This window comes from Bradyrhizobium australafricanum (assembly GCF_020329495.1).
Lineage (GTDB): Bacteria > Pseudomonadota > Alphaproteobacteria > Rhizobiales > Xanthobacteraceae > Bradyrhizobium > Bradyrhizobium australafricanum.
Genome location: NZ_JAGKJL010000031.1, coordinates 94,793 through 106,288, shown reverse-complemented (window position 1 = coordinate 106,288; position 11,496 = coordinate 94,793). Strand labels below are relative to the sequence as shown.

13 protein-coding genes are annotated in these 11,496 nt (G+C 65.3%); 6 read left to right on the top strand and 7 right to left on the bottom strand.

Annotated features, from left to right (window positions below):
• Window positions 1–281, top strand: a 281-nt coding sequence (locus J6525_RS25975; protein WP_225646797.1) for a transposase, incomplete at its 5' end; no start/stop codon positions are given.
• A gap of 13 nt (window positions 282–294) precedes the next feature.
• On the opposite strand, the gene J6525_RS25970 is transcribed toward J6525_RS25975, so the two are convergent.
• From J6525_RS25970 to J6525_RS25960, 3 genes are all read right to left on the bottom strand, one after another.
• A complete protein-coding gene (locus J6525_RS25970; RefSeq protein ID WP_225646796.1) occupies window positions 295–1,254 on the bottom strand; it encodes a phosphotransferase family protein in 960 nt (319 codons plus the stop codon).
• 110 nt (window positions 1,255–1,364) lie between these two features.
• Window positions 1,365–3,263: a potassium transporter Kup gene (locus J6525_RS25965; RefSeq protein WP_176936932.1), complete on the bottom strand. Its 1,899-nt coding sequence runs from the start codon at window positions 3,261–3,263 to the stop codon at window positions 1,365–1,367.
• 166 nt (window positions 3,264–3,429) lie between these two features.
• Window positions 3,430–3,687 carry a hypothetical protein gene (locus tag J6525_RS25960; RefSeq protein ID WP_092083379.1) on the bottom strand — a complete coding sequence of 86 codons (258 nt, stop codon included), beginning with the start codon at window positions 3,685–3,687 and terminating at the stop codon, window positions 3,430–3,432.
• Between the two features lie 267 nt (window positions 3,688–3,954).
• Between J6525_RS25960 and coaD the strand changes: the two genes are divergently transcribed.
• From coaD to queA, 5 genes are all read left to right on the top strand, one after another.
• The gene (gene coaD, locus J6525_RS25955; protein ID WP_057018504.1) at window positions 3,955–4,452 is read left to right on the top strand and encodes a pantetheine-phosphate adenylyltransferase; all 498 of its coding nucleotides are present in this window, start codon (window positions 3,955–3,957) and stop codon (window positions 4,450–4,452) included.
• Window positions 4,453–4,497: 45 nt separating this feature from the next.
• Window positions 4,498–5,061, top strand: a complete 564-nt coding sequence (locus tag J6525_RS25950; protein ID WP_028340744.1) for a peptidylprolyl isomerase — start codon at window positions 4,498–4,500, stop codon at window positions 5,059–5,061.
• Window positions 5,062–5,066: 5 nt separating this feature from the next.
• On the top strand, window positions 5,067–5,504 hold the full coding sequence (locus tag J6525_RS25945; protein WP_092083378.1) for a UCP034077 family protein: 438 nt from the start codon (window positions 5,067–5,069) through the stop codon (window positions 5,502–5,504).
• The gene (locus J6525_RS25940; RefSeq protein ID WP_028340742.1) at window positions 5,480–5,944 is read left to right on the top strand and encodes a peptidylprolyl isomerase; all 465 of its coding nucleotides are present in this window, start codon (window positions 5,480–5,482) and stop codon (window positions 5,942–5,944) included. Before J6525_RS25945 ends, J6525_RS25940 begins: the two co-directional genes overlap by 25 nt.
• Window positions 5,945–6,058: 114 nt before the next feature.
• Window positions 6,059–7,135 (top strand): tRNA preQ1(34) S-adenosylmethionine ribosyltransferase-isomerase QueA, encoded by a 1,077-nt coding sequence (gene queA / locus J6525_RS25935; RefSeq protein WP_225646795.1) that lies wholly within the window; start codon window positions 6,059–6,061, stop codon window positions 7,133–7,135.
• A gap of 194 nt (window positions 7,136–7,329) precedes the next feature.
• Here queA and J6525_RS25930 read toward each other — a convergent pair whose 3' ends face one another.
• The 4 genes from J6525_RS25930 to J6525_RS25915 all read right to left on the bottom strand — a co-directional run bounded on the left by J6525_RS25930 (window position 7,330) and on the right by J6525_RS25915 (window position 11,483).
• Entirely contained in the window at window positions 7,330–8,367 is a 1,038-nt protein-coding gene (locus J6525_RS25930) for an aspartate-semialdehyde dehydrogenase (protein WP_225646794.1), read from the bottom strand.
• Between the two features lie 244 nt (window positions 8,368–8,611).
• Window positions 8,612–9,229, bottom strand: coding sequence for a PepSY domain-containing protein (locus J6525_RS25925; protein WP_225646793.1), 618 nt, complete (start codon window positions 9,227–9,229; stop codon window positions 8,612–8,614).
• A 262-nt stretch (window positions 9,230–9,491) separates the two neighbouring features.
• Window positions 9,492–10,253 (bottom strand): TetR/AcrR family transcriptional regulator, encoded by a 762-nt coding sequence (locus tag J6525_RS25920; protein WP_225646792.1) that lies wholly within the window; start codon window positions 10,251–10,253, stop codon window positions 9,492–9,494.
• 96 nt (window positions 10,254–10,349) lie between these two features.
• Window positions 10,350–11,483 carry a patatin-like phospholipase family protein gene (locus tag J6525_RS25915; protein WP_225646791.1) on the bottom strand — a complete coding sequence of 378 codons (1,134 nt, stop codon included), beginning with the start codon at window positions 11,481–11,483 and terminating at the stop codon, window positions 10,350–10,352.
• Window positions 11,484–11,496 lie beyond the last annotated feature (13 nt).

Below are 11,496 nucleotides of genomic sequence, written 5' to 3'. Positions count from 1 at the left end.
ACGGCCAGAGCGGCGATGCCGTGCTCGCCGACAAGGCCTATGACAGCAACGCCCTGCGCGCGATCATCGCGGAAATCGGCGCAACGGCGGTGATCCCGTCAAACCGCACCCGCAGGATCATCATTCCGCACGACGCCGACGCATACAAACAGCGCAACCGCATCGAGCGCTGCTTTTGCCAGCTCAAACACTTCCGACGCTTGGCAACCCGTTATGACAGGCGATCTGACAACTTTACCGGCTTCATCCATCTCGCTGCCGCAATGATCTGGATGCAATGAATGTCGATCGGTCCTAGACGGCGCTTTCCAGTTCGCGCGTGAGCCCGGGAAGGGCGTCCATCCGGCCGATCTGCGCGAACCAGCACCAGAGCTCCAGCGTCGAGGCCAGCCGGTAGAGCGCGATCGTGGCCTCCCAGTCCGGCCGCTCGCTCGTGCCGTGGCCCGCGAGCAATCCGTCGCGCTTCGGCGAGTCCCTCGGCGTGAAGTAATAGAGCGCCTTGGCGATGTCCATCAGCGGATCGCCGGCGGTGGCATTCTCGAAATCGACGATGCCGGTGAGACGCGGCTGCCCCTCCGGTGTCACCAGCACGTTGCCGGCGTGGAAGTCATAGTGACAGAGGCGGGGCGTGTCGGCTGCGTCGAGCAGGACGCTGCGCGCCAGGATGCTGGACCGCAGCCGCGCGGCCAGCGCTTCGTCCCCGCCACGCGTGCAAAACTCGGTCAGCTTCCGCTCGAACTGCGCGGACATGTAGGCGCGGTTGGTCGGGTGCGACGTCCAGACGCCCTGCGGACCGATATAGCCGAAGCTGTCGAGCGTGATGCCATTGATATGGCGGAGCGCCGTGCCCATGGCGGCGTAGATCGAAAGCAGCTCCTGATCCGTCAGCGCCGCCTCGCGGTTGCCGAGCACGACGCCGTCGAGCTTGCTCATCAGCACAAAATTGAAGTCGATCAGCGCGCGGCTGTCGTCGGCTATGAGGATGCGGGGAATGGCAATGCCGGCGTCGCGCAGAAGACCGAGGACATAAACCTCCTTCGCCATCTTCCATTGCAGCTGGGCGGGGTAGACCTTGAGGATGCAGCTTGGCGCGTCCGCCCGCGTGATCTCGAGGATCGTGCTGATCTCGCCGCCGCGTAGCTCGGTCACGTTGCGCACCGTTGCGCGCGGATCGACGCGGCTGATGATCGCCTGCGCCTGGTCGACTGAAATCGCCAGGCGCGGCTTCAACTGAAGTGGCGGATCATCTGACATTTTACAAATGCGGTAGCCTGGATGCAGCGAACCAAATCCGGTGGCTTGCGGTGCGGTTTCGATTGTCCCCGATTGCGCTTCGCTTCATCCAGGCTACGCAGGCGACGAGATTAAATCTCGATCTCCGTCCCGAACTCCACGACCTGTCCGGTCGGCACGCCGAAGAACGCCGCCGACCGCTCGGCGTTGCGCTGGAGGAAGGCGAACAGCGATTCCCGCCACACCCACATGCCCGGAATGTCTTCCCGCGGAATGATGGTCTCGCGGCCGATGTAGTAGGTCACATCGGTCAGACGGAGACCGGGCAGTTTGCCTTGGCGGCAGGCGAGCTTCAGCCCTTCGTAAACGGTCGGATATTGCATGAAGCCGTAACGCAGGATGACGCGGATGATGCCGGGGGTGACGTCGTGAACCACAACGCGATCCTCGTCCGAGATGCGCGGGGATTCCTCGATCTGGACGGTGACCAGCAGCACCCGCTGGTGCAGCACGTGGTTGTGCTTGACGAACTGGGTCAAGGCGAGCGGCACGCCGTTAGGGGCGGAGGCGAGGAATATGGCGGTGCCCGGCAGCCGGCTGTGGCACTTGTTGACCGCGGTCTCGATCAGATCTTCTTCCGGCTGACGCAGCTTGCTGCGCGCCGTCTCGACCAGTTTCACGCCGCCGCGCCAAGTCAGCATCAGGAAGGCCACCGCAGCGGCGAGCAGCAGCGGGAACCAGCCGCCTTCGAACAGCTTGGTCGAGTTCGCCGCAAAGAAGATCGCGTCGATGATGAAGAAGAAGCCGTTCACCGCGATCACGATGATCGGCGAATAGCCCCACTGGATCGCGACCAGCGCTGCAAGCAGCGTGGTGATCGCCATCAACAGCGACACTGCGATGCCGTAGGCGCCGGCGAGCGCGTCCGAGGTGCCGAAGGCGAGCACCGCGCCGAGTGTCCCCGCCGCAAGCATCCAGTTCACCAGCGGCACGTAGATCTGCCCGATCGCATCGCTCGTGGTGTGCTCGATGTGCATGCGCGGCAGGAAGCCGAGCTGGATCGATTGCTGGGTCAGCGAGAACACACCCGAGATGATGGCCTGCGAGGCAATCACGGTGGCGATCGTCGCGAGCAGGACGAGCGGGTAATGCGACCAGTCCGGCGACAACTGGAAGAACGGATTTTCGATCGCGGTCGGGTCGGTGATCAACAGCGCGGCCTGGCCGAAATAGTTCAGCACCAAAGCGGGCAGGCAGACGGCGAACCAGGCGAGCCGGATCGGAAAACGGCCGAAATGCCCCATGTCGGCATACATCGCCTCACCGCCGGTCACCGCGAGGAAGGCGGCGCCAAGGATGGCGAAGCTGACGTGGAAATCCTGATGGATCAGGAAATCGAATGCATAGAGCGGGCTCAGCGCAACCAGCACGCCGGGCGCCTTGACGATGCCGTGAATGCCGAGGGCTGCCAGCACGGCGAACCAGAACAGCATCACCGGACCGAAGATCCTCCCGATGAAGCCGGTGCCCCGCTTCTGCATCATGAACAGGCCGATCAGGATCACGACGGTGATCGGCACCACCGCAGGAGTCAGCGAGGGCGCGTCGACCTTGAGGCCCTCGATCGCCGACAGCACCGAAATGGCCGGCGTGATGGCGCCGTCGCCGTAGAGCAGGGCGGCGCCGATCAGGCCGACCACCAGAAGATGGCCGCGCCAGGTGCCGGGCGCCGCGTTGCGCGCCGAGAGCAGCGCCAAGAGCGCGACGATGCCGCCTTCGCCGCGGTTGTCGGCGCGCAGGATCAGCATCGCGTATTTGATCGAGATGATGAGGATCAGCGCCCACAGGATCAGCGAGACCACGCCGAGCACCGCGCTCTCGGTGAGCGGACCGCCATGGGTGGCGGCCTTGGCGGCTTCCTTCAGGGCGTAGAGGGGGCTGGTGCCGATGTCGCCATAGACGACGCCCAGGGCACCGAGCGTGACGGCAACCGGGATCGGACTGGTCGGGGGGTGGCCAGAAGAAACGATGGCGGGCGTACTCGTCACGGCGATCCCCCGATGGCTGCGCCCGCCGGGTCATCCGGCCGGGCGCCTTAGACGATAGTCTGCGACGGGACGTCGCAAATTACCATTGGGTTTTGTGTGACGGCTTGACCTTACGTCAGGCTGACGACTGACTTCGCTTGAATACGCGCTACGGGGTGCGGTCGGCGGTGACCAGGCGGGCTTCACGAACCGACGTCTTGTTGCCGGCGCTGCGCAGGCACGCGGCCTCGAAATTCGGCCAGGCCTGCTGCGAGCAGTCCTTGCCGACGGGATGGACGTCGAGACGGTCGCTCTTGGCCAGCGGCTGCGGCGTGGAGGCTTCGACCTGCGGCGCAAAGCCCGGCAGCACGGTGAGCGCGGCGGCAATGAACGCGGCAACAGCGATGGCGGAAAGTGCCTTGATCATGACGGTCCCCAGTTGATCGGGCCGCCCGGGCCCGTCGTTTCGTTGTCCAACGTCTACCGGCCGCAAGTTTCCTGGTGTCTTCGCCACCGCGGGAAATGGTTTCGTCGCGGGCCGGTTTTGTTTCGTCCGCCAACGGCCGACGAAACATTCACCCCCGTAGACGCTGGCATCCCAGGACTCGTTCACTGGACGACTGGAAATTTGTTTCGAGCAAGCAATGGAACCCGGGCGGCTTGCCGGGGAGAGCCGGGCGGGTTAGGAGGGACCATGTCCCGTATCGCGATCTATCCCGGCTCCTTCGATCCCGTCACCAACGGCCATCTGGACGTGGTGAAACAGGCCGTCTTCCTCTGCGACCGCCTGATCGTCGCTATTGGCGTCCATCCCGGCAAGAAGCCGCTGTTTTCCACCGAGGAACGGCTGGCCATGGTCCATGAGGTGTTCGGCCCCATCGCCCAGCAGGCAGGCTGCGCCTTCGAGAGCGCGACCTATGATAATCTCACGGTCGCGGCGGCCCGCGCGGCCAAGGCCACGCTGATGATTCGCGGCCTGCGCGACGGCACCGATCTCGATTACGAGATGCAGCTTGCCGGCATGAACGAGGCCATGGCGCCCGAGGTGCATACCGTGTTCGTTCCGGCGTCGGTTGCGGTCCGCCCGATCACCGCCACACTGGTGCGCCAAATCGCCCAGATGGGCGGCGACTTCTCTTCATTCGTGCCGTCATCAGTCGCAGCTAGCCTGAAGGCCAAGTTCGCCGGCTGATCCCGGCGGCCTGCCACACCCCAACGTTAAAGCTCCGGAGTTGCCATGATCCGCATTCTTGCATTCGTTGCTGCGCTGCTCTGCGTCGTGCCCGCGGTCGCGCAGCCGCTGCCGGCCAATCTCGACAAGGCCGATGCGATCGTGATCGACACCACCAAGGGCCGCATCGTCATCAAGCTGCGCACCGATATCGCGCCCAAGCATGCCGAGCGCATCAAGCAGCTGGCGCGCGAGGGCTTCTACAACAACGTGCCGTTCCATCGCGTAATGGACGGCTTCATGGCGCAGACCGGCGACGGCCAGAACTTCAACGGCACCGGCGGCTCGAAATATCCGAACCTGAAGCAGGAATTCTCCCAGGTCCCGTTCAAGCGCGGCATCGTCGGCATGGCCCGTCGCGGCGACAGCGTCGACAGCGCCAATTCGCAGTTCTTCATCATGTTCGCCGACGGATCGAGCCTAAACGGCCAGTACACCGTGATCGGCGAGGTGGTGCAGGGCATGGACGTGGTCGACAAGCTGAAGAAGGCGTCTGCGGGCTCTCCTGGCGGAGCCGTCACCGATCCCGACAAGATGGTGAAGGTGCAGGTCGCATCCGACATCAAGTGATCCGCATGGCGGCGCGCTGCAAACCACTCGCCTGGTTCGCCGCGCCGCTGGTTTGCCTGACGCTGGCCGCACCCGTGCAGGCCGAGCCGGAGCAACTCAATACGATCAAGGACGTTGTTCTTGCCATCCACCGCTGCTGGCGGCCGCCGCCGGCAGACAAGGCCGGCCCGATCGACATCACCGTCATTGTCAGCTTCAACCGCGAGGGCGCGATCCTCGGGCATCCCAGGATCAGCTATGAATCGCAGGAGGCGACCGACAACGACCGGATTGCATACCGGATCGCGGTGATGGAGACGTTGCAACGCTGCACGCCGTTGCCATTTACCGAGAGCCTGGGCGGCGCAGTCGCCGGCCGCCCATTCGCGATCCCGTTCAGGAATAAGAAGTATCCACCCCGAAGCCAGGAGAAGCGAGCATGGCTGCTACCGAAAATACTCTGATCCTCGAAACCACGCAGGGCCCGGTCACGATCGAGATGCGCCCGGATCTCGCGCCCGGCCACGTCGCGCGGATCAAGGAGCTGGTGCGCGAGGGCTTCTACGACGGCATCGTGTTCCACCGCGTGATCGACGGCTTCATGGCGCAGACCGGCTGCCCGCAGGGCACCGGCATGGGCGGCTCCGGCAAGAAGCTGAAGGCCGAATTCAACAAGGAGCCGCATGTCCGCGGCACCGCCTCGATGGCCCGCGCCGCCAATCCGGATTCCGGCGACAGCCAGTTCTTCATCTGCTTCGACGACGCCTCGTTCCTCAACGGCCAGTACACCGTCTGGGGCAAGGTCACCGAGGGCATGGAGAACGTCGACAAGATCAAGCGCGGCGAGCCGGTGAAGGATCCGGACAAGATCGTCAAGGCGCGCATGGCCGTCGACGCGGCGTAAGTCAAACACTCCGTCATTCCGGGGCGATGCGCAGCATCGAACCCGGAATCTCGAGATTCCGGGTTCACGCTTCGCGTGCCCCGGAATGACGGCGCTGAAGTATTAGTCACCGCCATGCGCACCGATCTCTTCGACTTCGAACTGCCCCCCGAAAGCATCGCGCTTCGCCCCGCGAGCCCGCGCGATGCCGCGCGGATGCTGGTGGTGCATCCGGACGGCGTGCTGCGCGACGCCGCGATCGCCGACCTGCCGCAGTGGCTGGAGCCGGGTGATCAGGTCGTCGTCAACGACACCAAGGTGATCGCGGCGCAACTCAAGGGTCGCCGCATCGGACGCGACACCGAGCCGAAGATCGAGGCGACCTTGATCAAGCGGCTCGACGGCTCGCGCTGGCAGGCGCTGGTGAAGCCGGCGAAGAAGCTCAGCCCGGGCGACACCATCCGCTTCGGCAATGAGGGCAGGGTCTGCCTGCTCGGCAATCTCGATGCAGAGGTCGAGGCCAAGGGGCTGGAGGGCGAGGTGACGCTGTCATTCTCGTTCCATGGTCCGGTGCTCGACCAGGCGATCGCCGATGTCGGCGCCACGCCGCTGCCACCCTACATCGCTTCCAAGCGCACGCCTGACGAGAAGGACGTCAGCGACTACCAGACCATGTTCGCCGCCAATGAGGGCGCGGTCGCAGCGCCCACGGCGGGGCTGCATTTCACGCCGGCCCTGGAGGCCGCGCTGAAGAGCCGCGGTGTCGAGCTGCACCGCCTGACGCTGCATGTCGGGGCAGGGACCTTCCTGCCGGTGAAGACCGAGGAGACCTCGGAGCACAAGATGCATGCCGAGTGGGGCTGCATCACCGCCGAGACCGCTTCCGCCTTGAATGCCGCGCGCGCAAAAGGCGGCCGGATCGTCGCGATCGGCACCACGTCGCTGCGCCTGTTGGAAAGCGCCGCCAATGCCGACGGCACCATCGAGCCGTTTGCGGCGGAAACCTCGATCTTCATCACGCCGGGCTACCGCTTCCGCGCGGTCGATATTTTGCTGACCAACTTCCATCTGCCGCGCTCGACGCTGTTCATGCTGGTCTCGGCCTTCTCCGGCCTCGAGACGATGCAGGGCGCCTACGCGCATGCGATCAGGGACGGCTACCGGTTCTATTCGTATGGCGATGCGTGTTTGCTGTTTCGCGCGCGAGGCTAGCTCCGCAAGCACGGCTGCTTCACCGTCACCCCCGCGCAACGGCTTTGCCGTTGTCGCTGGAGGCGGCCGCTTCTTCAGCGGCCCTCGAAGGGCGACGGCCCGACTGGGGCCGATGCATCCTTCGAGACGCCCGCCGCGCGGGCTCCTCCAGCGACAATGGCTGCGCCATTGCGCGGGGATGACGGTTCTTGCATTCACGCCATCGCGCGTTCGGGCAGCAGCTCGGCGATCTGCACCGCGTTGAGGGCGGCGCCCTTGAGCAGCTGATCGGCCGCGACGAACATCGAGATCGAGTGACCGCTGGGGTCGCTGAGATCCTTGCGGATGCGGCCGACCAGCACGTCGTCCTGGCCGGAGGCGTCGATCGGCATCGGGAAGTAGTTCTTGGCGCGATCGTCGACGACCTTGACGCCCGGCGCCTGCGCCATCATCGCGCGCACCTGGTCCTCGGTGATCGGCTTCTCGCATTCGAAGGTGATCGACTCGCAATGTGCGCGCAGCACCGGCACCCGCACGCAGGTAACGCCGACCGCGATCTTCTCGTCCTCGAAGATCTTGTGGGTCTCCTTGATGACCTTGGTCTCCTCGTCGTTGTAGCCGGTCTCCGGATCGACAGCGGTGTTGTGGTTGAACAGGTTGAAGGCGTAGGGGTGCGGCATCACCTTCGGGGTGTAGACCTGCCCGTTGAGATTGGCGCGGGTGGACTCGACGAGCTCCTCCATCGCGGCTGCGCCGGCGCCGCTCGCGGCCTGGTAGGTCGAGATGATCACGCGCTTGATGCGGTTCTTCTGGTGGATCGGCCACAGCGGCACCAGCGCGGTGATGGCGGCGCAGTTCGGGTTGGCGATGATGCCCTTGTGGTCGCGGATGCGGTTGGCGTTGATCTCGGGGATCACCAGCGGCACGTTCGGATCCATCCGGAACGCCGAGGAATTGTCGACCACGACGGCGCCGGACTTCACCGCAAGCGGCGCGAACTTCCTGGAGATGCCGCTGCCGGCCGAGAACAGCGCGATGTCGACGCCCTCGAAGGCGCGCTCGGTCAGTTCCTCGATCACGATCGGCTTGCCGCGGAAGCTGATGGTCTTGCCGGCCGAGCGGGCGCTCGCCAGCGCCTTCAGCTTGCCGACACGGAAGCCGCGCTTGTCCATGGTGGCGATGAATTCGGCGCCGACGGCACCGGTGACGCCGACAATCGCGACGACGGGATCGTTACTCACTTTGTCCTCCATTCGAGTTGTATTTCAGGCAACAAAAAAGCCCCGGACCTTCATCAGGCGGGGCTTCGGGCAGAGATGATGCGGTTCGACCGACTACGCGCGCACGCCTCCCGAGGCCCCGGAGGGCTTGGTGGTTTTGCTGGTGCGTTTGGTCGCGGTGATCATGGAGCGGACTTATGCGGGACAGATCGGCGTCCGTCAACGGCTTTTGGGCGAAAACTTGGCAAGGTAGAGCTCGGCAAGCCCCGCGCCGGCCTCAGCGCCTGCGCGCGCCGGGCGGTTCGAGGATCACCTCTTTCAGATCGCTGCCGGCGAGCACGACGATGACGAAATTGAGCTTGCCGCGTTCGCGCATCAAGCCGCCGCTGATCGCCTTGCCGGAGGTCGTGTGCTCGGCCACCCGCACGGCGTCGGCGAGGCGATGCCGGAGCGCCTTGAGCACGACGAGGTTGTCACGGTCTTCGGCGCCGAGCGACTTCAGCGGCGCGGCGGCTTCGCCGCCCACCACTTCGCCGGTCGCCGCGTCGATGGCGTGCCGCCAGATGCGGTCCTGCTGCATGGTCTTGACCCGGTAGACCGCAGGCTCCGACGCGCCGTCGAAGCTGATGTCGGCGGTGATCGAACCGGAATGCAGCGCCTCCGCAATCGCCATCGCCTTGCGCAGCGAGATCTGGGCCGCCTGGAAGCTGTCGAGCTCGCGGCGAACCGTGTGCGCGTCGAGCGCGGTGTCGTTGTCCTGTGGGGTAAGCGCTGCGGCCGTTGAGCGCGTGATCGCGTGCGCCGGCGTCGCGAAGGGCAGGGCAATGAGCGCGGTTACCAGCAGCCGCGTGCCGAATGCCCAATGCCGCAGTGCGTGTAATCGTCCCGTCGTCATGGTCGCATCCGTCGCGTCGAACCGCCGCCCGGGCCGAGAAAGTGCGGCCGACCTTTGTTAGTCAGAGGTCGGCCGCCGAACGTTCAGACGGAGCGATGGCGGCAGCTCCGTCGTGACGATCGAAGTTACAAGGCGACACGAAACCGTTGGGGGGCTGAACTTGGGTTTCGCGTCTCATTGCAACTAAACAATACGGTTTCGTTCTGTTTCCTTCAAGGCTCATCACGACAACGTGTGAGGCGATGCAACGATCCTAAAACTGTCAGCGGGCCGGGCGGCGGCGCGCTTTCGTCGTTTCCTTGATCGCTTCTTTGGCCGCATCGCGAAGCCGGTCCTGCGGCCCGACGGCGCCGGCGAGAAACAGCCGGATCGAGACTTCCATCCGGGTCTCGGCGCTCTTCATGTCGATCGGAATTCCGAATGTCGCCATCCGGTGGGTGTGGCCGACCACCATGTTGAGAAATGTCTCGGCGGCGATCGTGGTGTCCTCGAGGTCGAGAACGCCTTTATCGACCAGGTGGTCGAAGAAATCCGCCGTGGTGGACACCGCTTTCGACCAGCCCTCGTCGACGGCCAGCTTGGCCACCTCGGGGAAATTGATTGCCTGCGCGGTCAGGATCCGGCTGAAGGCGATGGAGTCGGCGCTGCAATTCAGCACCAATAGCTGGCGTCCGAGCTCGGTCAGCCGTTCCTCGACCGAACCGTCGCAGTTGCCGCCGGCCTGCGCTTCGGCCGCCGCGGCGGCGAGCGGGGCAAGCCAGCGGGCGATCTCGCGGCGGAGCACCGCGGCGAACAGGCCGCGCTTGTCGCCATACTGACCGTAGACGGTGGGCTTGCTGACGCGGGCGGCCTCGGCCACCGCGTCGATCGACGTCGCATCGAAGCCGCGCTCGAGGAACAGGCGGGTAGCAACCTCGATCAGCCGCTGGTCGCGCTCGATCGCGGCGTCCCGCGTCGGCCGGCCGCCGCGTGACTTGATCACGCCGCGCTTGGCCGCCTTGGCCTTGGTTGCCGTCAATCCCATTTGCCCATTCATCTCATTGTGCGTCGGACGGGTCTGTCCGGTCTATAACCCGCGCCGTGCGGATTCGTCCATTCGGCGGTACCGGGAGCGGGCCGCTTACGGCGGCGTCACGGTCCAGGCCTGCCCGGTGGCGGCCTTGTCGTATCCGTACTGGTACAGCGCGCGCATATAGGCGGTGTCGAAGCCCTGCGTTTCCGGTGCCGGATAGTCGCGCTCGATGTAGGACAGATGGAAACCCAGCCGGTTGCGCCGGGCGAAGTCATAGGTCGAGAGGATGACCGAGCGCGTCTGCGCCTGCGTGATCGCGGAAATGCTGCGGGAAGCGACGTCGATCGTCGAGTTCGACACCAGCTCGAAGTTGCCCTCGAGCTTCTTGTTGACGAGGATGTAGATGTTCATGCGGCTGTTGGCGGGCCAGCCGCGCTCGCGGAACAGCAGCGCATCCGGCAATGTCAGCACCGGCGCGGTCACGCCGCCGTCGACATGCATCTCCTGGAAGCGGCGGCCCTGGCCTTCGGCGTCGATCATGATCGGCGGAAACACCAGCGGGATGCTGGCGGAGGCGGCCATCACGTCGCGAAACAGCTGCAGCGCCTCGGGCGTTCCGACGGCGGCGATTCGCCCCATGTCCCAGATCACTGTGCGCTGGGTGTCGAGATCGGTGGTGACGATCAGGAGCTTTCGGCCCTTGGCGTTTTCGCGCGCCACCTCGCTCAGGATCTCCGGGCCGACGTAGCGCGCCACCAGTTCGCGCAGCCGCTTGTTGCCGAACAGGCCGGAGCCGAACAGCACCCGCATCAGGCTCGCATCCTGCAGCAGGCTTTCCGCGATGCCCGAGGTGTAGACCTCCTTCAGCGTGTCGTCGTAGCGCGGGCCAAGGAAGGCAAAGGGCGCAATCAGTCCGCCGGTGCTGACGCCGGAGACGACCGAAAAGGCCGGGCGGTTGCCGGCCGCGGTCCAGCCGTTGAGGACGCCCACGCCATAGGCGCCGTCGGCACCGCCGCCGGAGAGGGCGAGGTAGCTCGTGATCGGGGCGACGCTGCGCTTCTCGAGCTTGAATTTTGACGCCGGCTCGTCGGCATAGCGGCGCAGCCCATCGAGGTCGAGCACGCGGGAATTGGCGGCGTCGGCGGCCGTGTAGGGCATCCGCGGCAACGAGCTGCAGGCCGAAAGCGCCAAGGCGAGGCCGCACAGCAGGATCGCTTGCCGGATCGCGCGGGCAGCCGTCATCCGAAGACCGGCG

Excerpts from the sequence above, each read along its gene's own strand:
- J6525_RS25915 (WP_225646791.1), bottom strand. The coding sequence starts at position 11,483 with ATGACGGCTGCCCGCGCGATCCGGCAAGCGATCCTGCTGTGCGGCCTC.
- J6525_RS25960 (WP_092083379.1), bottom strand. The coding sequence starts at position 3,687 with ATGATCAAGGCACTTTCCGCCATCGCTGTTGCCGCGTTCATTGCCGCC.
- J6525_RS25940 (WP_028340742.1), top strand. The coding sequence starts at position 5,480 with ATGGCTGCTACCGAAAATACTCTGATCCTCGAAACCACGCAGGGCCCG.
- J6525_RS25920 (WP_225646792.1), bottom strand. The coding sequence starts at position 10,253 with ATGGGATTGACGGCAACCAAGGCCAAGGCGGCCAAGCGCGGCGTGATC.
- coaD (WP_057018504.1), top strand. The coding sequence starts at position 3,955 with ATGTCCCGTATCGCGATCTATCCCGGCTCCTTCGATCCCGTCACCAAC.
- J6525_RS25945 (WP_092083378.1), top strand. The coding sequence starts at position 5,067 with ATGGCGGCGCGCTGCAAACCACTCGCCTGGTTCGCCGCGCCGCTGGTT.
- J6525_RS25950 (WP_028340744.1), top strand. The coding sequence starts at position 4,498 with ATGATCCGCATTCTTGCATTCGTTGCTGCGCTGCTCTGCGTCGTGCCC.
- queA (WP_225646795.1), top strand. The coding sequence starts at position 6,059 with ATGCGCACCGATCTCTTCGACTTCGAACTGCCCCCCGAAAGCATCGCG.
- J6525_RS25970 (WP_225646796.1), bottom strand. The coding sequence starts at position 1,254 with ATGTCAGATGATCCGCCACTTCAGTTGAAGCCGCGCCTGGCGATTTCA.
- J6525_RS25930 (WP_225646794.1), bottom strand. The coding sequence starts at position 8,367 with ATGGAGGACAAAGTGAGTAACGATCCCGTCGTCGCGATTGTCGGCGTC.
- J6525_RS25925 (WP_225646793.1), bottom strand. The coding sequence starts at position 9,229 with ATGACGACGGGACGATTACACGCACTGCGGCATTGGGCATTCGGCACG.